This is a genomic window from Neobacillus sedimentimangrovi (genome assembly GCF_010614825.1).
GTDB lineage: Bacteria > Bacillota > Bacilli > Bacillales > Cytobacillaceae > Neobacillus > Neobacillus thermocopriae.
Genome location: NZ_JAAFZF010000003.1, coordinates 121038 through 143274 on the forward strand (window position 1 = coordinate 121038; position 22237 = coordinate 143274).

Annotated in this window: 25 protein-coding genes; 21 read left to right on the plus strand and 4 right to left on the minus strand. The window is 36.7% G+C overall.

What is annotated here, in order from left to right; all coding sequences use genetic code 11:
- The first annotated feature begins 75 nt into the window (after positions 1 to 75).
- From GZA11_RS02770 to GZA11_RS02795, 6 genes are all read left to right on the plus strand, one after another.
- A complete protein-coding gene (locus GZA11_RS02770) occupies positions 76 to 804 on the plus strand; it encodes a ThuA domain-containing protein (protein ID WP_163182798.1) in 729 nt (242 codons plus the stop codon).
- A 27-nt stretch (positions 805 to 831) separates the two neighbouring features.
- A complete protein-coding gene (locus GZA11_RS02775) occupies positions 832 to 1863 on the plus strand; it encodes a Gfo/Idh/MocA family protein (RefSeq protein WP_163182799.1) in 1032 nt (343 codons plus the stop codon).
- A 2-nt stretch (positions 1864 to 1865) separates the two neighbouring features.
- On the plus strand, positions 1866 to 2909 hold the full coding sequence (locus GZA11_RS02780; RefSeq protein ID WP_163182800.1) for a Gfo/Idh/MocA family protein: 1044 nt from the start codon (positions 1866 to 1868) through the stop codon (positions 2907 to 2909).
- 17 nt (positions 2910 to 2926) lie between these two features.
- Positions 2927 to 3895 (plus strand): sugar phosphate isomerase/epimerase family protein, encoded by a 969-nt coding sequence (locus GZA11_RS02785; RefSeq protein ID WP_038539433.1) that lies wholly within the window; start codon positions 2927 to 2929, stop codon positions 3893 to 3895.
- Between the two features lie 119 nt (positions 3896 to 4014).
- Complete coding sequence (locus GZA11_RS02790; protein WP_038539436.1) at positions 4015 to 4707, plus strand: YesL family protein; 693 nt, start codon at positions 4015 to 4017, stop codon at positions 4705 to 4707.
- Positions 4708 to 4847: 140 nt separating this feature from the next.
- Complete coding sequence (locus tag GZA11_RS02795; RefSeq protein WP_163182801.1) at positions 4848 to 6518, plus strand: glycoside hydrolase family 13 protein; 1671 nt, start codon at positions 4848 to 4850, stop codon at positions 6516 to 6518.
- Between the two features lie 113 nt (positions 6519 to 6631).
- Here GZA11_RS02795 and GZA11_RS02800 read toward each other — a convergent pair whose 3' ends face one another.
- From GZA11_RS02800 to GZA11_RS02810, 3 genes are all read right to left on the minus strand, one after another.
- Complete coding sequence (locus GZA11_RS02800; protein WP_163182802.1) at positions 6632 to 7021, minus strand: hypothetical protein; 390 nt, start codon at positions 7019 to 7021, stop codon at positions 6632 to 6634.
- A gap of 485 nt (positions 7022 to 7506) precedes the next feature.
- Complete coding sequence (gene liaG, locus GZA11_RS02805) at positions 7507 to 8382, minus strand: LiaG family protein (protein ID WP_163182803.1); 876 nt, start codon at positions 8380 to 8382, stop codon at positions 7507 to 7509.
- Positions 8383 to 8581: 199 nt separating this feature from the next.
- Positions 8582 to 9535, minus strand: a complete 954-nt coding sequence (locus tag GZA11_RS02810) for a DMT family transporter (RefSeq protein ID WP_163182804.1) — start codon at positions 9533 to 9535, stop codon at positions 8582 to 8584.
- A 404-nt stretch (positions 9536 to 9939) separates the two neighbouring features.
- Between GZA11_RS02810 and GZA11_RS02815 the strand changes: the two genes are divergently transcribed.
- From GZA11_RS02815 to GZA11_RS02880, 14 genes are all read left to right on the plus strand, one after another.
- Positions 9940 to 10359 carry an SRPBCC family protein gene (locus tag GZA11_RS02815; RefSeq protein ID WP_163182805.1) on the plus strand — a complete coding sequence of 140 codons (420 nt, stop codon included), beginning with the start codon at positions 9940 to 9942 and terminating at the stop codon, positions 10357 to 10359.
- Positions 10360 to 10722 carry an ArsR/SmtB family transcription factor gene (locus tag GZA11_RS02820; RefSeq protein WP_163182806.1) on the plus strand — a complete coding sequence of 121 codons (363 nt, stop codon included), beginning with the start codon at positions 10360 to 10362 and terminating at the stop codon, positions 10720 to 10722.
- Between the two features lie 127 nt (positions 10723 to 10849).
- Positions 10850 to 11785: a dipeptidase gene (locus GZA11_RS02825; RefSeq protein ID WP_163182807.1), complete on the plus strand. Its 936-nt coding sequence runs from the start codon at positions 10850 to 10852 to the stop codon at positions 11783 to 11785.
- Positions 11782 to 12825, plus strand: coding sequence for a DmpA family aminopeptidase (locus GZA11_RS02830; RefSeq protein WP_163182808.1), 1044 nt, complete (start codon positions 11782 to 11784; stop codon positions 12823 to 12825). The genes GZA11_RS02825 and GZA11_RS02830 overlap by 4 nt, the downstream gene beginning before the upstream one ends.
- On the plus strand, positions 12816 to 13046 hold the full coding sequence (locus tag GZA11_RS02835) for an excisionase family DNA-binding protein (protein WP_038539448.1): 231 nt from the start codon (positions 12816 to 12818) through the stop codon (positions 13044 to 13046). The genes GZA11_RS02830 and GZA11_RS02835 overlap by 10 nt, the downstream gene beginning before the upstream one ends.
- Entirely contained in the window at positions 13046 to 13426 is a 381-nt protein-coding gene (locus GZA11_RS02840) for a DUF488 domain-containing protein (protein WP_163182809.1), read from the plus strand. Before GZA11_RS02835 ends, GZA11_RS02840 begins: the two co-directional genes overlap by 1 nt.
- 310 nt (positions 13427 to 13736) lie before the next feature.
- Positions 13737 to 15791 (plus strand): BglG family transcription antiterminator, encoded by a 2055-nt coding sequence (locus GZA11_RS02845; protein ID WP_163182810.1) that lies wholly within the window; start codon positions 13737 to 13739, stop codon positions 15789 to 15791.
- Positions 15792 to 15819: 28 nt separating this feature from the next.
- Positions 15820 to 16290 carry a PTS sugar transporter subunit IIA gene (locus tag GZA11_RS02850; protein ID WP_163182811.1) on the plus strand — a complete coding sequence of 157 codons (471 nt, stop codon included), beginning with the start codon at positions 15820 to 15822 and terminating at the stop codon, positions 16288 to 16290.
- A 74-nt stretch (positions 16291 to 16364) separates the two neighbouring features.
- Positions 16365 to 16643, plus strand: a complete 279-nt coding sequence (locus GZA11_RS02855; protein WP_163182812.1) for a PTS sugar transporter subunit IIB — start codon at positions 16365 to 16367, stop codon at positions 16641 to 16643.
- Between the two features lie 52 nt (positions 16644 to 16695).
- Entirely contained in the window at positions 16696 to 17967 is a 1272-nt protein-coding gene (locus GZA11_RS02860) for a PTS galactitol transporter subunit IIC (RefSeq protein ID WP_163182813.1), read from the plus strand.
- Between the two features lie 86 nt (positions 17968 to 18053).
- Positions 18054 to 19100, plus strand: coding sequence for a galactitol-1-phosphate 5-dehydrogenase (locus GZA11_RS02865; protein WP_163182814.1), 1047 nt, complete (start codon positions 18054 to 18056; stop codon positions 19098 to 19100).
- Positions 19101 to 19117: 17 nt separating this feature from the next.
- Positions 19118 to 20158, plus strand: a complete 1041-nt coding sequence (locus GZA11_RS02870) for a zinc-binding dehydrogenase (protein WP_163182815.1) — start codon at positions 19118 to 19120, stop codon at positions 20156 to 20158.
- Between the two features lie 154 nt (positions 20159 to 20312).
- The gene (locus GZA11_RS02875) at positions 20313 to 20627 is read left to right on the plus strand and encodes a DUF3892 domain-containing protein (RefSeq protein ID WP_038539471.1); all 315 of its coding nucleotides are present in this window, start codon (positions 20313 to 20315) and stop codon (positions 20625 to 20627) included.
- Between the two features lie 49 nt (positions 20628 to 20676).
- Positions 20677 to 21252, plus strand: a complete 576-nt coding sequence (locus GZA11_RS02880; protein ID WP_038539474.1) for a GNAT family N-acetyltransferase — start codon at positions 20677 to 20679, stop codon at positions 21250 to 21252.
- A 151-nt stretch (positions 21253 to 21403) separates the two neighbouring features.
- On the opposite strand, the gene GZA11_RS02885 is transcribed toward GZA11_RS02880, so the two are convergent.
- Positions 21404 to 21805: a YrvL family regulatory protein gene (locus GZA11_RS02885; protein WP_081905129.1), complete on the minus strand. Its 402-nt coding sequence runs from the start codon at positions 21803 to 21805 to the stop codon at positions 21404 to 21406.
- A 251-nt stretch (positions 21806 to 22056) separates the two neighbouring features.
- Here GZA11_RS02885 and GZA11_RS16430 point away from each other — a divergent pair.
- On the plus strand, positions 22057 to 22237 hold a 181-nt coding region (locus GZA11_RS16430), incomplete at its 3' end, for a hypothetical protein (protein WP_204317740.1).

Here is a 22237-nt window from a genome sequence, read left to right on the forward strand (position 1 = left end):
ATAATATAACAGCATTCTTTAATGCAAACGTTTGCTTTTTGCGGAAATTTCATAATTAAAAAGGGGTTAATAAAAATGAATGTATTGGTATGGAATGAAAACCGTCATGAAAAGACAAATCCAGTGGTTGCAGCAAATTACCCGAATGGTATCCATGGTACAATCGCTGAATTTATAAAAGACGATCATGTGAATGTAAAAACAGCGACATTAGATGAACCAGAACATGGGTTAACGGATGAAGTATTAAAAGAAACCGATGTCTTAGTTTGGTGGGGACACAAAGCCCATGATGAAGTAAAAGATGAAATTGTTGAAAAAGTGTATAAACGGGTATTAGAAGGCATGGGCCTAGTTGTTTTACACTCAGGTCACTTTTCTAAAATCTTTAAAAAACTTATGGGAACATCCTGTGATTTGAAGTGGCGAGAGGCTAATGAGAAAGAGCGAATTTGGGTTGTTGATCCAACGCACCCAATTGCCGAAGGAATTGGACAATATATTGAATTAGAACAAGAAGAAATGTATGGCGAGCATTTTGATATTCCAACACCAGATGAACTCATTTTTATCAGTTGGTTTGAAGGTGGAGAAGTATTTCGTAGTGGCTGCACATTTAAACGTGGAAAAGGTAAAATTTTCTACTTCCGCCCTGGACATGAAACCTATAAAACCTACCACAATAAAGAAATTCAACGTGTTATAAAAAATGGGGTAAATTGGGTAAAACCAGCTGAAACGGCAACACCTGTCTATGGAAACGCAAAGCCATTGGAAACCATCTCAGACAAAGCAACGGTTTAATAGAATTATAGAAAAGGAGAGAGGAATATGACATTAAAAGTAGCTGTTATTGGTTGTGGAAGTATTGCTAGATATCGTCATCTAGTAGAATATGATGCACATCCTGGAGTAGAAATTGCTGCGGTATGCGATATTGTTGAAAGTCGCGCAAAAGAAATGGCGGAAAAATACAATGCAAAAGCTTATACAAGTTATGAAGAGTTATTGGCTAATGAAAAAATCGATGCGGTAAGTGTTTGTCTTCCAAATGCCCTTCATGCTCCTGTAACCATTGCAGCTTTGAATGCGGGTTCCCATGTATTATGTGAAAAGCCAATGGCTACTTCAAGTGAAGAGGCAGAGCAAATGATTGAAGCGGCGAAGAAAAATAACAAGAAATTAATGATTGCCCATAATCAGCGTTTTGTCCCTTCACATGTGAAAGCAAGGCAATTGATTGAAAACGGAGAAGTAGGAAAGATTTATAGTTTTAGAACCGCATTTGGTCACGGAGGGCCAGAATCTTGGAGTGCAGACGGGAAAGAAAGTTGGTTCTTTAAAAAGGATTTGGCCTTTATCGGTGCAATGGGAGACTTAGGAGTACATAAAGTTGACTTGCTCCGATATTTATTGGGGGAAGAATTTGTTGAAGTTGCAAGTTTTGTGGAAACAAGTGCCAAAGAGAAAAGTGATGTCGATGATAATGCTGTATTCATCTTAAAAACTGAAAACGGAATAATTGGAACCCTTGCTGCAAGCTGGGCTTATACCGCAGGTGAGGATAATTCAACTATTATTTATGGTGAAAAAGCTATTTTACGATTAGAGGATGATCCAAACTATTCTTTGGTCGTTCAATATAAAAATGGTGAAGTCGTTCGTTATAAACTAGGAAAGATTCAATCGAATGAGGAGGGTGGACAAAAAAATAGCCATGTAATTGAACATTTTGTTCATTCGATTGAAACGGATACGGTACCTCCAATAAGTGGTGAGGAAGGTAAGAAATCATTAGAGGTAATTATTGCTGCTATTGAATCAAATGAAAGCAAAAAAATTACAAAAGTAAGTCAGGTGTAAGTATGCGGAAATTACGAATGGGAATTATCGGTGCAGGAGGTATTGCCCAGCATAGACATATTCCCGTATATAAAAAACTTCAAGATCGTGTAACTATTACAGCGGTCAATGATGTAAATGAAAGTCGTGCTCATGAAGTGGCTGAAAAATACGGAATTAAACATGTATTTCAGGACTACAAGGAAATGTTTCATGAAGTAGATGCAGTTACCATTTGTACGCCTAATAAGTCCCACGCAGAAATCGCCATTGCTGCCTTAGAGGCAGGGGTCCATGTCCTATGTGAAAAACCAATGGCCATTACTGCGGAAGAATGTGAAGCAATGATTCAAGCCTCCCAAAAGAATAACAAAGTTTTATCTATTGCCTATCATTATCGTCACAAAAAAGAGGCAAGAGCGGCAAAACAAGCGATGCAAAGTAATGAAGTAGGAGATGTACTCGTAACGAGAGTGCAAGCATTGAGACGTCGAAAAGTACCTGGGTGGGGAGTCTTTACGAACAAGGAGTTGCAAGGTGGAGGAAGTTTAATTGATTATGGTTGTCATCTTCTTGATTTATCCTTGTGGTTATTAGGTAATCCAAAGCCTACAGAGATAATGGGAAGAGCCTACAATCGATTAAGCAAGCAGCCCAACCAGGTAAATGAATGGGGTTCTTTTGATCCGGAAAGTTTTGATGTAGATGATCATGTAACTAGTTATATTACGTTTGAAAATGGAGCTTCACTTTTATTTGAATGTTCATGGGCTGCCAATATTAAGGAAGATACGGAACATGTAAGTATTTCTGGGGTGAATGGCGGAATCAATGTCTTTCCATTTGAACTTTATCAAGCGAAAAACGGCATGCTTCTCAATACACAAGCACAAACCATATTGGGTGAGGACGATCCAGGAATACCACAAGCAGAAAACTTTATTGATGCTTGTCTAGGTCTTGGTGAATTAGTCGTAAAACCGGAAGAAGCATTAAAGGTCACCAAAATAATCGAAGCCATTTATCTAAGTAGTGAAACCGGAAAGAGTGTACAGTTTAATAAATAGAGTGGAGGTTGGCGTCATTGAAACTTGGGGTTTTTACCGTGTTATTTTCAGAAAAATCGTTTGAAGAGATGCTAGATCATGTCCAAGCTGCAGGACTAAAAGCCGTGGAAATCGGAACAGGTTGTTATCCTGGGAATGCACATTGTCCTTTAGATGAATTACTGGAAAATGAAGAAAAGCGGAACGAATATCTTGAAAAAGTCCATTCTCGCGGATTAACAATAAGTGCTTTTAGTTGTCATGGGAATCCGTTATCTCCAGATGAAAAATTCGCTAAAGAATCCCATGAAACGTTAACCAAAACCATTCAATTGGCTGGATTAATGAATGTACCAGTAGTGAATGCATTTTCAGGAATACCAGGGGATCAAGAAGGTGCAAAATTTCCTAACTGGCCAGTAACACCATGGCCAAATGAGTATTCTGAGTTGTTAAAATGGCAATGGGAAGAGAAACTGATTCCATATTGGAAACAACAAGGACAGTTTGCTAAAGAAAACGGGGTAAAAATTGGATTGGAACTTCATGCAGGATTTCTCGTTCATACTCCATACACACTGTTAAAGTTAAGAGAGGCGACATGTGATGCCATTGGTGCCAATCTTGATCCAAGCCATTTATGGTGGCAAGGCATTGACCCTGTGGCAGCGATAAAAATTTTAGGCAAGGCCAATGCCATTCATCATTTTCATGCAAAAGACACATACATTGATCAAGATAATGTAAATATGTATGGATTAACAGATATGCAGCCATACTCAAACGTACAGTCCCGTGCATGGACTTTCCGTACGGTAGGATATGGTCATAGTTTAGAAGAATGGTCCAACATTGTGAGTGCACTAAGAACATATGGCTATGATTATGTCATCAGCATCGAACATGAAGATCCAATTATGTCAATTGAAGAAGGTTTCAGAAGTGCGGTAAGAAATTTAAAAAGTGTAATGATCGAAGAATCACCAACTAACATTTGGTGGGCATAGATATGATCTAAAAAAGTGCCTCCCTTTAAGTACCTTGTGTTAAGCGAAGAGACACATTGACTTAAAGGGATTTTTTTAGAGAGACGGAAAAATAATGGTAGAGTAAGGAGGATGGAAAAATGAAAGATAATTCCCGTTTGATGGGGGGATTATACAAAATCTGTGAGTGGATAATGAGATTTACTATCATCAACTTGTTATGGGTGATATTTAATCTGCCTCTTGTTTTCATATTACTTAATATTCTATTTTTGGAGCAAAAGAGAGCATTATTCTTTTTCATCCTCCCTCTCATTATTTTCATTCCAATTCTCTTTTTCCCAGCAACCACGGCCATGTTTGCTTCAGCAAGGGATTGGGTTATCAAGGACGAGTATGTCTCCGTGAGAAGGTACTGGTCTTACTATAAAGAAAATTACTTGAAAAGCCTTATTGGTGGTTTCATCTTTACGATTGCATGGACGATCTGGGCAGTGGATTATTATTATTTCAGTCAAGAAAATATTATTTTAATGGGGATTTTCTTTATCATAGGGATCGTTTTATTTGTATATACGGTTAACTTCTTTTCTGTGATGGCTCATTACCATATGAAATTAGGCTCGGTATTTAAAAATACTTTAATCATAACTATTGGAAGTCCGGTACTTTTTTTTACGGTCCTCATAAGTAACAGTATCCTTATTTATCTAAGTTTAGATACATTTTGGTTTTTGCTTCCATTTTTTGCAGGGGCGTTAATGTCTTACTTATCCTTCTCCGCATTTTATCGGTTCTATTATAAGGTAGTTTCTTCGAATCAAATCAATTAAGGGAATAGGAAAGATGACTAATTGCTCCAGTAGAGGAGCTTTTCATTAGGTATTTACAAAAATAATGAATATTTAAAAGTAGTCTTCCCTTTATTACAAAGGAATGATTTACTTCATCTTCTAGAAAGAGGGGGAAACGGATGAATAAAAAATGGTGGAAAGAAAGTGTAGCTTATCAAGTCTATCCCCGGAGTTTTATGGATAGCAATGGCGATGGAATCGGAGATTTAAAAGGGATTATGTCTAAGTTGGATTACTTAAAAGACTTGGGGATTGATGTCATTTGGATTTGCCCAATGTATAAATCCCCTAATGACGATAATGGCTATGATATTAGCGACTATCAAGCGATTATGGATGAGTTTGGAACGATGGAAGATTTTGATGAACTGCTGAAAGAAGTTCATAAGCGTGGTATGAAATTAATTCTAGATTTGGTTATCAACCATACAAGTGATGAACACCCATGGTTCATTGAATCCCGTTCATCCAAGGACAACCCAAAAAGGGACTGGTATATTTGGCGAGATGGAAAAAACGGAAAGGAACCGAATAACTGGGAAAGCATCTTTAGTGGTTCTGCATGGGAATATGACGAATTAACCGATCAATATTACATGCATTTATTTTCAAAAAAGCAGCCTGATTTGAATTGGGAAAATAAAGAAGTTCGCCATGCCCTTTATGAGATGGTCAATTGGTGGCTTGATAAAGGAATTGACGGTTTCCGGGTCGATGCGATCAGCCACATAAAAAAAGAACCAGGCTTAAAAGATATGCCTAATCCGAAAAAGCTTAAATATGTACCATGCTTTGATAAAATGATGAACGTGGAAGGCATCCATGACTTTTTAAAAGAATTAAAGGATGAGACCTTTGCTAAGTATGACATTATGACAGTTGGTGAGGCAAATGGGGTCAGCATTAATGATGAAGAAGATATTGAACAATGGGTCGGAGAAAAAGACGGAAAGTTCAACATGATTTTTCAATTTGAACATTTAAAGCTTTGGGACGCCGAAAAGAAAAAGGAACTGAATATAGTCGAGTTGAAAAAAGTTCTATCTCGCTGGCAAAAAGGACTGGAAGGCAAGGGATGGAATGCGTTATTTATTGAAAACCATGATAAAGCCCGAGTGGTATCTACCTGGGGAAATGATCAGGAATATTGGAAGGAAAGTGCCACGGCATTTGCCGCAATGTATTTCCTTATGCAAGGTACACCGTTTATTTATCAAGGTCAGGAAATTGGCATGACCAATGTGAAATTTAATTCCATTGATGAGTATAATGATGTTTCAGCAAAAAACATGTACCGTATGAAACATGAGCAAGGAGTACCGCATGAGGAGATTATGGAGATTATTTGGGCTTCCGGAAGAGATAACGCCCGTACCCCCATGCAGTGGTCTGATTCGGAAAATGCCGGATTTACTAAAGGGAATCCATGGTTAAAGGTGAACCCAAATTATAAAAAAATCAATGTGGAAGCACAGCAGAAAGATCCAAATTCCATTTTGAATTTTTATAAAAAAATGATCCGCCTGAAGAAAGAAAATGAAGTGTTTACTTATGGCACATATGATTTACTACTAGAGGATGATCCGCAAATTTATGCTTATACCAGGACATTAGATAATGAAAAAATAATCGTTCTTTCTAATTTGTCATCTCAGTCGGCAATCGCAGTTATTGATGGTTATTCTTTCAAATTTGATCAGCTATTGTTAAATAACTATCCTGTCACGAAACACGCTCCTCTTAATGAAATAATCTTAAAGCCTTATGAGACAAGAGTTTATCGTCTATAACAAAAAACACAATAAATCGCTAAGTGGTATATCGATGTTCCATTCGGTATACCACTTTGTATTTGGGGCGACATCATTTTTCGTAGAGGGATGGGTCAGTAGGCTATGAATGGTTATCTTCCCCATTTCAAATTAATGGTTAATGTACAACAGTTTGTCGGATCGTTTTGTGAAGTTTGGGTACTAAGGATAAAGTTGACACCTGTAGGCGTATAATTTGTGGTAACTGGAATCTGTAGGCCAATGGAACGAATTAATTGATTAACTACCTCTTGATTTCCTTGCTGAGCGGCAGTCATGATTTTATAAGCAAAACTTTTGTCCCCAAGCCGGTTAAGTAATAAACTTCCTTGTGTCATTAGAAGCTGGAATTTTTTTACTGAGCTTTCTAAAATGCTAATGTTTACAGGTGGATAGGCTCTATAAATCGGTGCATTCAACCAGTAAATGGGATTCACGGGAGTTGTAGGATAGATTGGATATGGAAAAGGGTTATAATACATGTGTACTCTCCTTTCTCACTGAAAAAACAAAGGCAATATACCGTATGTTAAATGGACATTTTCGGTGACTCGTAGATTAGGTAAGAAAGGAGTATCAAATTTCTAAAGAGAAAGGCTGAGCCCAAAAAAGTCGTTTTTAATGACTTTTGGCTCAGCCTTGATTGATGTGTGTCCAAGTCTATTGTTTTATCCACTACGTCATTCTGCTTTACGCTGCTGGGCAGAGGACTTCCGCTTTTCTAGTAAGATAAAAAATATCTTTATGACTTCGAGAATTGTCTAGCTTCAGTGACCTAGCGTCTAGTACCCTTCGGTCTCCGCCCTACGATAAGTCAACATCGACTCGCTTTAGGCTCCTCGTGTTTCCTATATCTCAGTTGGAGGCCACCACAAGGAAGGATTCGGCAGCCTAATCATCGCACGACCGAAAGCGGTAGCTTTTGGGAGGAGGGGTATACGCCGCTAACCAGGGCGCTTACGCTTTTCTAGTAAATTCGTATTTTTCCACTTGATATATCTAACTCTATAGGGTGCTTCCCATTCCCATGTGTACCTTGGATCATATCTTTATTCTGTTTTTTGTTTTTCAATGGAAGATCACAAGAAATATGACCACTATTGATATTACCATTAAGTGTGAAATCCGCTTGATTAGGAAGGTCAAGTCCAACCATTCCAGAGCTTACATCTATATTAATGGAATCAGTTAATGTATCCATTTGGATGTCCATTTTTCCTGAAGATATTTCCGCATCTATTGCGCCCGTGTAATGTTTCATTTCAAAATTTCCCGAGCTTACATCAAATGTGCCGGTTTTGCTTTTCAAGGAATTTATGTCCACATTCCCTGAGGAAACATCAAAGTTAAGATCCTTTACAGATAAGTTTTGAAGGTTGGTGTTTCCCGATCCAATGTCAACGGTTAATTCATTTAATTCCATTGGGTTCTTTTTGGACTCTCCTGAAAAACTTAGAGAGCCTGAATGCATTTCAATGTCCATGTTTTGGTCATAGTTTTTTGGGATATAAATTTTTAGTGTATTCTTTTTCTTAAACATATCCCAGTTGAACCAATGGAACCACTTTCCTTTTAATGAAACTTCAACAGTGTCTCCTTGTTCTGAAACATTCAGCTTTTGTTTCCCATTATAGACAGCTTTTAAGTTGGAACGTTCTTCCGGTATAATCATTGTTTTAGCACCCGATACATCTATTTCAATGAATTTCGTATTTTTTGAAATGGATGCTTCCTGCTTTTTATTACTCATACCAAAAAGCCCAAGGTTTGTCACTTGATGATAGGCAAGATATAAACCTGTAATGACTAATAATAAAATGATGATTCTTTTCACTCGTTTCATCTCCCTTCCTCTTTCTTTGCTTCTATATAAAGAATAAAAAATCTTTGTCTTTTCCACTATGTACCGGGGATTGATTTCTTTCTAAGACTTGAGGCGGAATAAAAAGAGGCTGCCACTTAAAAGTCAAGTGTCTTCCACCACAAAAGTAATAATCGTATTTTCCGTGAGGTCAGAGATTTAGTGAGACAGCCCCTTTCATTTATACATTTTTAGCTTTATCGATAAAAACATGTTTCTTTTTCAATTTTAATTGATGCAAATATTCTTCCAATGCACCTGAGCCAAATAATACTCCAAATAAAATAAAGAGGAAGCCAACAAGTTGTGTGGAGGAGATTTTTTCATCAAGAAATAAAACAGCACCAATCAGTGCAAAAAATGGATTTAAGTTAATAAATATAGCAGATTCTGTTACACCTATTTTTTCTATAGCCGAGTTGTAAATCATATGTCCAAGAGCGGTTGATATGACTGCTGATGCAAGGAAAATCATCCAAAAATCAAAGGAGGCGTTTGGAATCCCCTCTAAGCCACCTGGTTCTTTATACAGTCCAACAATAAATAGAATAATAGAGCCAAAAAGCAGCATGTAACCAGTCATAAGCCTTGGATCCAATGAGTGGGATATTTTTTTAATTAAGACAAAGCTGAATGCCTGTGTGAATATGGATAGAAAAACATAGATGTCTCCAAAGGAGATGCTGCTAATGCCGCCACCATTCCCAATGACAACAATAAAAGTAACTCCAGTGAAGCCTAGCAAGATTCCGAGAAATTTTACGAATGTAATTTTATTTTTTAAAAAAAGAAAAGCAACAATGGTTGTCAGTATAGGAGAAAGACCTAATATAAGTCCGCCGTTTGAGGCAGAGGTTTTGGACAAGCCGATAGATAAAAAGTAATGATGACACACGACATTAAAGAATCCGGCAATTAAAATATAACGAAGCTCTTTTTTACTAGGAAGCCGGACTTTATTTAGGAAAGACAGGATGATAAAGACACTGAGTGCAGCGGTGAAAACCCTTATGGAGGTAATCGTAATCGTTGGAAAGCTGCTGACAATGATCTTGGTAGCAATAACGTTAAATCCCCAAGACAACATGACAAAAACAAGAAGCAAATAAATTCTGTATTTCACTGCCTTAGACATTTTCTCCACTTCTTTCTTTTACCTTATATTCCTTTTCAAAAAAGATAGCCTCCTCATTATACAACATTGCTGAGGATTTTTGACGTTAATTTTTTCGTAATACGAAAGATATACCGTTGAAGAAAAGGGGGGGATTAAAATTTAGGTGGAATTTCCTGTAAGTTTTACTGCCCTATTTGTTTCAAAAAATTTATCAACACTTTCCTAAAAAACTGCCAGTTTGGGAAAATAAAATTGACTTGAAATGGACTCTGTTATCATCCAGAAAAATATATGTGAATCGTTTTTCATGTATTTTTAATATGGAAAGGGAAATGAAAAAATTGACATGAAACCAAAAGGTTTTATATCATTTAATATGAAATCAAAAGGTTTTATTTTTGAAAAGAAAGTAGGAGATCATAATGGAAAAGACATTACAAGATATTAAGCAAACAATTATCTTAGAGGCACCCATTCAAAAAGTTTGGGAAAAGGTGTCTACGGCAGAAGGAATTGCTTCCTGGTTTATGCCAAATGATTTTAAGCCTGAAGTTGGCCATAAATTCCATTTGCAATCTCCATTTGGTCCGTCACCTTGTAAAGTGACAGAAGTGGATCCTCCGAATCGGCTTTCTTTCACCTGGGATACAGAGGGCTGGGTTGTTTCCTTTATTTTAAAAGAGTTAGGGGACAAAACAGAATTTACCTTGATCCACGGTGGCTGGAAGCAAGCCGATGAAATCATTGGTAAAGCGGGCGACAAGGCTTCCGTTATCCATGACAGAATGTCCGGTGGTTGGACAGGCATTCTACAAAAATTTAAAGCGATTATGGAGAATTAAGTGTCCCTTCCAGCAAAGAAGCATGATGTATTTCAGGCCATTGCCGATCCAACTCGTAGGCAAGTGCTAAGATTACTTGCTGAAAAAGAATTGCCGATTTCGGAAATCACTTCGTATTTTTCTATTAGCCGTACGGCTATTTCTAAACATTTAAAAATTCTTTCAGAGGCAGAATTAGTTATCGGTCGAAAAGTGGGCAGGGAAAAAATTTATCGGCTTCACCCTGAACCATTGACAGAACTGAAGCAATGGTTATCTTTCTACGAACAATTTTGGAGCAATAAGCTTTCTGTTCTAAAGCATGTGGTTGAAAAGGAAGAGGAGAGCGGCTTAAAGGTGATAAGATCAAAAGAGGAGAAGTAAGATCAAGCGGACAAAAGTTTGATAGTACAAATAATTAGAGCTGGCTTTTCCCCATGCCGGCTCTTTTTCTTTTTGAGGTATGTGTTAAAATTTTGAAAAAAGATCTTAAGCAAGGGAGTCCCTATTAATGAATATCATTGACTTGCATTGTGATGTATTGTATAAGCTTCAAGAGTCCAAAGGTTCGCTCCGATTTGCAGATTCTCCGGAATTGCAGGCAAATAAAACCCGTTTGCAGAACGGAAGAGTTAAAGTTCAATGCTTTGCTATCTTTGTTGAGCCACATATCCATTCAGAACAAAAATTTCAAGTCGCACTTGAGCAAGTAGACTATTTTTATCAGGAAGTACTAGGAAAAAATCCTGATATGGTACATATAAAAGAATGGGCTGATTTCGATCGATTAAAAATTGGTCAGACCGGTGCCATGTTGACACTAGAAGGGGTAGATGTGATTGGCAATGATTTAATGAAGCTTCGGACATTATACCGCTTAGGAGTTCGTTCGGTCGGGCTGACTTGGAATTTTGCCAATTTGGCGGCCGATGGGGCTGAAGAGCCTCGTGGGGGAGGGCTGACCATGCTTGGAAAGGAAATCGTTCAATTGAATAATCAATACCAAGTATTAACGGACGTTTCCCATTTAAGTGAAAAGGCATTTTGGGATGTAATGGAAATAGCTGACTATCCGATTGCCAGTCATTCGAATGCTAAAACGATCTGTGATCACCCAAGGAATTTAACTGATGAACAGGCTCTTGCCATGTTTAAAAAAGGCGGAATGATTCATGTGGTTTATTATCCGCCATTTGTTAAAGAGAAGGGAGAAGCTAGTATTGACGACCTTGTGAAGCATATTGATCATTTTTGTTCTTTGGGAGGGGTGAAACAAATCGGACTGGGTTCTGATTTTGACGGGATATCGCAGTTCGTTAACGGTTTAGAAGATGCCTCGAAAAGTCAAAATCTCATTAATGAACTGTTAAAATATTATTCGGAAGATGAAGTCAGGGGTTTTGCCTCACAAAACTTTTTGGATCACAGACCGGGGGTAAGAAGATGAAGGTAAGAGAAGCTGGAATGGTCATTGGAAGTCTTCCTGTCGGTCCGAAAAATTGCATTACTGATGTTGCTGGAGTTAAGGTCGGTCATGTCACTCTTGATTTTCCCCTAGATGAAACGGGAAAGGACTATGCTTGTACAGGGGTAACAGCCATATTGCCGCATGGAGGCAATTTGTTTAAGGAAAAAGTTACTGCCGCATGTTATGTACTGAATGGATTTGGAAAAACAACCGGGCTCGTGCAGGTGAATGAACTAGGTGTCATTGAATCGCCGATTATGTTGACGAATACTTTTGGTGTTCCTGCTGTGACACAAGGGACACTGGAATATATGCTCCGGGAAAACCCTGAAATTGGTGAGACTACCGGAACCATTAATGTGGTGGTAGGAGAATGCAATGACAGTTATCTCAACTCGATTCGTATGTTTCCAGTTACACCAACTCACGCTATAGATGCCATTAAGAATGCCTCAGAACAGCGGGCAGAAGAAGGAGCAGTTGGAGCCGGTAAAGGAATGGTATGCTTTGGCTATAAAGGAGGGATTGGGTCGTCCTCGCGATTGGTGGAAGGATACACCATCGGCTGCCTTGTTTTGAGTAACTTTGGCAGAAAGGAAGAGTTCCGATCTTTTCAGTATCATCAAAGGGAAGGATTGTCGGAAACATCGGATGGATCCATCATCATCGTGTTGGCAACAGATGCACCGTTAAGTGACCGCCAGCTGGCACGTGTGACAAAGCGCAGTGGAATTGGTTTGGGGAGGACGGGCAGTCATTTTAGCCATGGAAGCGGCGACATTGTCATTGCTTTCTCAACCGCAAACAAAATGACCCATTTTTCATCAGAGTTGACTGAACAGCGAACTCAAATAAGGGAAGACCAGCCGATTATGAATTTGTTCTTTATGGCTGCGGCGGAAGCGGTGGAAGAGGCGATTCTAAATTCTTTATCCCAAGCAGTCACAACATCCGGAAGATTAGGACGAGTAGTATATCAGATGGATTTTATGAAAGAAGGGAATGGAAGATGTATTTAACCGTTAAAGAAACAGCCGAATACTTATCGATTTCTGAAAAAGCTGTGGAAAAATTGGTACAACAGAAAAAAATCCGTGCACTGTTTGATGGAACACAATATCTCATCAATAAAGAACAATTTAACACTCATCTAAGGCAAATGGAGAAATACAAACAACTTGTCGAAGAAATATTAAACGAACCTATCCCGGAAGATTGGGATGTAAAGGATGAAGATTAATGGAAACTATTTTTTTGAAAAGAATCTATGAACCTTTTGACGAGAATGATGGGTACAGGATTTTGGTGGACCGCCTATGGCCAAGGGGGATTTCAAAAGAAAAGGCAAGACTGAACGAATGGATGAAAGAAATTGCCCCTAGCAACACACTCAGGCAATGGTTTTGCCATAAGCCAGAACTGTTTGAAGAATTTCGAATTCGTTATGTTGAAGAACTTCGTACAGATGAAACAAAACAGAATTTGATGAAGCAAATTCTTGAAACAGCGGAATCATCAAGGGTCACACTTTTATATGGGGCAAAGGATCCGATACATAATCATGCGGTTATTTTATTTGAGGAACTGATGAGAGGGATCAATGCAAAATATGTTCAATAGGTATTTATAAATGGGATGAAATGCAAATCGTTGTGTCAATCTCCTTAGGTAGCAAACAATATTCAAATTCCTCCAATCTGAAAAATTATTTATTCATAATGGAATGGTAAAAGCTTGGAAAGAACGAATGTCACTTTCTAGGCTTTTTTTATTGTTTTCAAAATACGAAACAGACCTTTTCAAAAAATACAAATTTTTAGATAATAAATCATCATGTGATACAATTCACGTACAACATTTGGATATGAAAACGGATTCAGTTTTCGACATGTGTTTTATAAAATTAGAAGTGTAAGGGGGGAATCAATTCATGTATTTAGATGAAAGAAGCAATCTGTTATTACAAGAAATTCTTGGTAACCCCGAAGTTTCAAATGTTCAATTAGAAGAAAAATTTCAACTCTCAAGAAGGCAGGTCAGTTACAGTCTTACAAAGATCAATGATTGGCTGGAATCAAATAATTTTCCAAAAATAAAACGAACGAGTACCGGGAAATTTATTGTCAATCCAAACATCATTGATTTATTTACGGAAAATATAGATCATCCATTTAAAAAGAGCAGTTACATTCCGTCCGAAAAGGAACGAGCCAAATTTATTCTATTAATGCTACTAAGTAGCTCTGAAGAATTATCACTCATTCATTTTGTATATGCGTTAAAGGTTAGTAAAAATACCATTTTGAGAGATATAAAAGCTGCTCAATATATGATCGAAGATTACCAATTGGAAATTGTCTATTCAAGAATCCATGGCTACGAACTTTCCGGAAGTGAGTGGAATAAGAGAAAACTTCTGATTGAACTTCTGCAAGATGCTTTTAAAAACTTTGAAAGTGAGTGGTATTTACTAAAGTTTTTAGAGATTCCAAAAACTGAAATCGAACATCTTAAAAAATTAATGGAGAAGGTTGAAGCCAAATTACAATTAAAGTTTAGTGATGAAAGAGTCCGATTGCTGCAATATACAATTGCCATCCTGTATCGAAGGGTACGAAGGGGAGATGTGATTGATGATTTCTATCATATTCATTATGAGGAATTGTCAGACACAAAAGAGTATGAAGCGGCAGAAATCATCATACAAGAATTAGGCCCAGTACCTAAAACAGAACGGCTATTTATTACTTTGCAGCTATTAACAGCCAATGTTTTATATTCACAAATATTAACGGATCAAGAATTACCTCAACTACGGCATGCCATAATGGAATGTTTAAAAGAGTTTGAGAGAAAAGCGATTGTTGAATTAAAAGATAAAGAGGAATTTCTTGATAAGTTAATGCTACACATGAAACCTGCTTATTATCGGATTAAATATCACTTAACCACTAATTATAAAATGATTGAAAAAGTCAGCGATGAATTTGAGGCCATCCACTATATTGTTAAGGACTCTTTGAAACCGCTTGAAGAATATATCAATTGTCCGATTCCAGAGGAGGAAATTGCATTTTTTACCATTCTTATTGGTGGACATTTGCTGAATAGTGGGAAAACCATTCATAAGAAAAAGAAGGCTGTTGTTGTATGCCCAAATGGGGTTTCTATTTCCAATCTAATGGAAAACTCTCTTAGAGATTTATTTCCTGAATTCTACTTTTATGATGCATTTTCTATTCGTGAATTTCAGCAGCTAGATATTGAAACCGATCTTATTTTTTCCGCTGTACCGATTCAAACAGATAAAAAATTATTTATCGTAAAAGGTTTAATGACAGATTTTGAGAAATTTCAGCTCCGTCAAAGGGTAATGAAAGAAATTTTTGGATTAAATACAAATGTCATTAATGTCGATCAATTAATTTCAATTATTGGAAAACACGCGAAAATTCATGAAATGAAAGCCTTAGAAAGAGATTTGCAAGAATACTTTGCTTTCCAGATTTCTAAAGAAGAGGAAAAAAAATCACCAGGTTATAATTTAGCCGATTTGATCAATTTGCAAACGATTACGATTAAGGAAAACGTAGATGGATGGCATGATGCGATTGAATTGGCTGCACAGCCCCTTTTAACAAAAGGGAGTATTACAGAAAAGTATATTGATATTGTAAAAGAACTTTATCCTTCCGTTGCGGAGCATATTGTTCTAGGAAGAAACATAGCGATCCCTCATGCAAGTCCGGAAGATGGAGTTAATAGAGTTGGAATGAGTTTATTAAAGATTAATAAAGGTATTCCTCTTGAGGATGGGAAAAAACTTCATCTAGTCGTTATCATTGCTGCTGTTGATAAAAATCAACACTTAAATGCATTACTCCAGCTTATGAAACTAGCAAGTACCGATGAGATCGTAGATAAAATCATCTCTGCAAATCATCAGAGTGATATTTTTGAAATAATCAATATGTTTTCAAGGTAATAAGCAATTTGAAGGGGGGCATCCTGGTTTGTCAATAGAAAGATTTTTAAATAATGATTTAATCAAATTAAATTTATTATGCAAAGATCGAGATCATTTTTTTGAATTAATGTTTAATGAGGCGTTTGACAAAGGATTAGTAGATAAACAATTTTTAAGCAAGATTAAAGAAAGAGAATCTATATTCCCAACAGGATTAAAACTGAATGAATTTAGTGTGGCAATCCCACATACCGATCCACAATATGTGAAGGAACAATTTATTGCCGTAGTAACATTAGAAAAACCTATTAAGTTTTCATTAATGGATGATGCCAGCCAAGAAACAGATGTATGTCTAGTTTTCATGTTGGGGTTAAATCAACCACATCAACAGATTGAAATATTAAAGCAACTAATGGCCATTATTCAAAATCCGAGCAATATTGAGAATCTATTGTCCGCGGAGAGTCGTGAAGAAGTGAGATATATTTTTAAACAAATGGAAGCCAGGACCTGAATTTAATAGAGTTAAAAAAGACTGAAAATACATTTAATTTTAAGAAATTTAAAAATTATTGGAGGTAAAAAGAAATGAAAAAAACAGTATTAGTAGCTTGTGGAGCAGGGATCGCAACTTCAACAGTGGTATGTAACCGTGTAGAAAATTTATTAAAAGAAAACAATGTGAATGCTGAGGTCATTCAGTGCAAAATTTCCGAAGTAAAATCGCGTCAAGCAGATGCAGATTTAATTGTATCAACAACGATTCTTCCAACCACCTATGATATCCCCTCGATAATTGCAACTGCTTATATTACTGGAATTGGTATGGAGGCGTTGGATAAAAAAATCCTTGATGCGCTGAAATAAATATGATCGGCTTCTTCATTTAATTAATAGGTTAGAAAAAGTAGGGGGCAATATGGAGAGTTTATTAGCAGGTATACAATATGTGTTGAATTTGGGTCCAACCGTTATTTTGCCAATTGCGATATTAATTATTGGATTACTTTTTGGTACTGGATTAAAAGCAGCATTTAAGTCAGGAATTATTATTGGTATCGGATTTGTTGGGATTAACTTAGTTATTGGGGTTCTGGTTGATAACTTAGGTCCTGCAGCTCAACAAATGGTTGAACGTTTTGGATTAAGTTTAACCGTTATGGATGCAGGGTGGCCCGCTGCTGCAGCGGCTTCTTGGGCATCTCCAGTTGCCGCGATCTTAATTCCAATATGCTTATTTGTAAATGTTTTGTTATTACTACTTAAAGGAACAAAGACTTTAGATATTGATATTTGGAACTATTGGCATTTTATCGCTGCAGGTGCTACCGGTTATGTCGTTACCGGGAGCTGGTGGATTGCCATCCTATGTGCTGTAATCTATGAAATTGTCGTATTGAAAGTTGCTGACTGGACCGCTCCATTGGTTCAAAAATACTTTGGACTGGAAGGTATTTCCCTTCCAACAGGTTCAACAGCCGCTTTCGGACCAATTGGAATATTAGTAGGATGGTTATTAACAAAAATTCCAGGTTTAAATAAATTGAATGCGGATCCCGAGACTATTCAAAAGCGCTTTGGTGTATTCGGTGAACCGATGATGATGGGATTAATTCTAGGTATCTTAATTGGAATTTTAGCTGGGTATGATGTGGGTGGTGTGGCTAAAATCGGAATTTCGATGGCTGCCGTTATGCTCCTTATGCCCCGAATGGTAAAAATTTTAATGGAGGGATTAATCCCCATTTCAGAAGCTGCACGTAATTTCTTGCAAAAGCGTTATGGTGACCGTGATATTTATATTGGATTGGACGCAGCATTATCAGTTGGCCATCCTTCTGTCATGGCGACCGCGCTAATCTTAGTACCTATTACATTATTCTTGGCGGTTATTTTACCAGGTAATAAAGTATTGCCATTTGGAGACCTGGCTACGATCCCATTCTATATCGCTTTCGTTGTTGCCTTTTTAAGAGGGAATATTGTTCACTCTGTTCTCGCAGGTACCGTAATGGTTGCTTTATCCCTTTATATGGCTACAAACTTTGCTGAAGTGCACACCTTAATGATGGAAGGTGCTCAATTCACTGCACCTAATGGAGCAACGCAAATTTCAAGTTTAGACCTTGGTGGTAACTTATTTAACTGGTTAATCTTGAAATTCTCACAACTATTGGATGCGATATTATAACTTCTAATTTAGTGTTATAAGACAATTAGCTCATTGCTTTTTGTCTTATAACACTGGGAGAGTATGAATGGTGAGGGGAAGATAAGGTGAAAGCAGCAGTTTTACATTCTATCAATAACATTGTTTATGAAGATATAGAGATTAAGCCGTTAAAAGCGGACGAAGTTAGAATAAAGGTCATGGCAGCAGGGATTTGTGGATCGGATACACATAAAATGGTCTCCAAGTGGAAGTATGAGTTACCTGCTATTATGGGACATGAATTTTCAGGTATTGTGGTTGATAAAGGAAAAGATGTTCATAAATTTGAAATTGGCGATCGTGTCATTGGTATTCCTTTTGAACCTTGCTTTGATTGTGAATATTGTCACAAAGGTGAATTCTCATTATGCGAAGATTATGGAATGATTGGGACTAAATCATATGGTGCATTTGCAGAATTTGTAAATGTAAGAGAAAGAAATGTCTTGCCAATTGAAGACCTAGATTTTGAAGAAGCAGCAATGGTCGAACCGCTTGCAGTTGCCCTGCATGGTGTGATGGGAATTGAGCCCCGAATGGGAGATATGGTTGCTGTTTTTGGTGTAGGTACCATTGGGATGTTAGTCATTGAATGGCTGAAAGTAGCCGGTGTAAAAGAAATTATAGCAATTGATATCTCTGATGATAGATTACGAGAGGCAATGGAAAGAGGTTGTGACAGAAGCATCAATTCATTGAAAGAGGACTTATTCGAAAAAATTAATGAATATACGAATGGTCGTGGAGTCGATATTGCCTTAGAATGTGCTGGTTCTAATATTACACAAGAACAATGCTTGCTTGTTACAAGTAAAAAAGGAAAAGTTGGATATTTGGGCATTGCCTATAAAGATGTTCATTTATCGGAACAAGCATTTGAAAATATTTTTAGAAGAGAGCTAACCGTAAAAGGCTTTTGGAATTCATACTCTGCTCCATTCCCTGGAAAAGAGTGGACAACAAGTATTGATTTCTTAAATAAAGGAAAAATCAAGGTGAAAGATTTAATCTCACATCGGTTTCAACTTAAGGATACACAAAAAGCATTTCATTTGATCATAAACCGTGAAGAGCCTTATGGCAAAGTCATGATTCTTCCTAATCAAGAGTAATAAAGGGGGAAACGGAAATGAAAGCGGTCATGAAACATGAAGTTGGATATGACAATATGTCACTAGTTGATATTCCTGAACCAAAAGCAATAGATGATCTAGTAAAAATCAAGGTGGCTTATACAGGGATTTGTGGGTCCGATATCCATACGTTTAAAGGGGAATATAGTAATCCAACACTGCCCGTTGTTCTTGGTCATGAATTTTCAGGGGTAGTAGTGGAAGTTGGTAAAGACGTAAAAAATGTAAAAGTAGGAGATCGTGTAACAAGTCAAACGACATTTGAAATTTGTGGAGTATGTGATTATTGTAAAGAAAAAGACTACAATTTATGTTCATACCGAAAAGGATTAGGAACTCAAGTAAATGGTAGTTTTGCAGAATACGTGATTTCTAGAGAAAAAAGTGTTCATGTATTACCAAAGGAAATTAGCTTAAAGGCAGCTGCATTATCAGAACCATTAGCTTGCTGTGTTCATGCCGCATTAGAGAAAACAACGGTTAGAAAAGAGGATAAAGTATTAATATTTGGTCCAGGACCAATCGGATTATTGCTCGCTCAGGTGGTTAAATCTCAAGGAGCATTTGTAATTCTAACGGGTATAACAAAAGATAAGCCACGTCTACAACTGGGGAAATCTATAGGAATTGATGTAGTCGTAGATAGTCAGCAGGAAAACCTAGAGGAAATAGTTTTAAAACATACGAATGGATACGGAGCAGATAAGGTATTTGATTGCTCTGGCGCGGTTCCTGCTTTAAATCAAGGATTGCCGCTTGTAAGAAAAAAAGGAACGTTTGTCCAAGTAGGCCTTTTTGCAGAAAAAATAAATCCTCAAAATCAAGATGCTATTATACAGCGAGAAATTTCTTATATTGGTTGTCGTTCACAAAAACCAAGTTCTTGGAAAATCGCTCTAGATCTTCTGAAAAACAATAAGATTCATGTTGAAAAAATGATTACTAAGATTGTACCTTTGGAAAAATGGCGAACAGGCTTTGAATCTGTTATGCAGGGAAATGAGATTAAAGTGATGGTTCAATCAAATGAATTTTAAAAATGGAAGATTCAAAACCGCTGATCATGCAGCGGTTTTTTTATTTAAAGCTGTTATCATCTTTATAAAATTATTTTGTTAATCGGTAATTTGTGTATTTGGAGGATAATATTAAAAAAAATAAAAATACTAACAAATGTTCGGAGGTGTTTTGATGGAGCAGAATGATTTTGAAAAAATATATGAACAATACAAGAAGCAAGGGGAGCAGCATGCTCACATGAAGACGGATGCAGGGGATCCAATTGGAAAAGAAGAATTTGTCGCTGTTAGAAAAAATGATGACGGGAACATCATTGCTTTTAAGACAAATACGGGAAGGGAGTTGGATTATGTAACAGCTCTCGAAGAAGCAAAAGCGGGTAAAATCGCCCATGTCGATGTCTTTCACAAATATGGTCGTGACATTATTCGAAGTGAGCCAGATGGTATAAAAGAAAATAATCTCGATCGTCTTCCAGAATTTTAATGATTTCCAAATATTTTTTACTTGAGACTCCTTTGAAAAGAGTGATTGTATGCATTGGTATGAAAAGCTAAACCAGTATTTCCCGATTGAAGAGATGAAATCTAGAGAGCATATGGAAACCTTGTTAAAAGAACGTCCAGACATCTATCACAAAGACGAAGGACCACATCACGTGATGATGTACGCCGAATTGAATGATTTTATTTTTGTTGATTACTTATTTGTATCCAAAGATGCTCGGGGCCAGGGGCTTGGACAAAAACTGATTGAGAAATTAAAGAAGAAAAAGAAACCAATCATCCTTGAAGTGGAACCAGTTAATTATGAGGACAGCGACACGGAAAAAAGGCTTCGTTTCTACAAACGAAATGGGTTTAAACATGCCCAATCGATTGGATATGAAAGAAGGTCCTTGGCGACGAATGAGGTAAATAAAATGGAAATCCTCTATTGGGCACCAAATAATGAATCGGAAGAAAAAATTTATGAAGCAATGAAAAAAACATATCATCTGATTCATACCTATAAAGATGAACAATTTTACGGTGAATCCTACCAGCCGGTTGATGAGGTGCTTACATTTAACGAAGATACATCAAGTGAAAACATATTGGAGGATGTCTGAGGTTTCATTTTTCTTTGTATTTTTTCTGCAGGCGGGCAGGGGAGCCTTATGTGACTGAGGGGTCTCCCTTGCTACGTATTCCCGCAAGAATTTTTTTGTACAAGAGTTCCACGATTTTATTTTTTACTTTAGTAGATGATTAATAAGAGTTTTATTCACCTTTTCCTTTTTCTTTTGCCTCAAAAGCAATCTCAACTAAATAAAAGAATAGAACAGCAATAATTTCAGTTATTAAAGGAATGTCAATACCACCAATGATTTCATCTGCAGTATGAAAGGCGATCCAAGAAAATAAGCAGTCTATTATCATTCTTATAATAAATGGTTTAGTTTTCCCTGTTATATTCTGTGTTGCTAGCTTAATGAAAACAATCGAAATAAAATCAAGGATTAATCCGATTATGAAATACAAAAAAATAAAAAGCAAAAGTGATGAAAAAGATTGATAACTTACTCTTAATAATTTAAAAAATCCTACGACCTCAAAAAAAAATACTTCCAAAAGTAATTGAAATAGCAAGTACCACAAGTAATGTGATTGCTGCCACAACAATTAACTTGTTCAAAAAACTAATTTCATTGAATGACTTATTCTTACTTTTCACTGTAATGACCTCAATTTTTTATTAAATTCCATAGGATTTGTTATTTAAGTTTTAAAAGGTTTCGTGCGTTTACAATTTTATTGGAGCAAATAATGTTCATCCAGCAAATTCTAATTTTTCTAATGGTACATATGCAATGTGGTAGTCAATTCATGAATTTAAAATGATTTTTTAAGATTAAAAAAGGGGAGACACTAAAATGGTACCTGTAGGTAGGACACTCGAAAAAAAGAGTGTTCAACCTACAGGTATTTTTATATACTTGAATTTCAGAATATGGAGATTAGGGGACAACATGAGTAAAATAACATTTTCATCTAAAGAGATAAACATGCTTCAAAAAAATCCAAATGTACAGCGTGTCAGCGAAAGGTCTATTA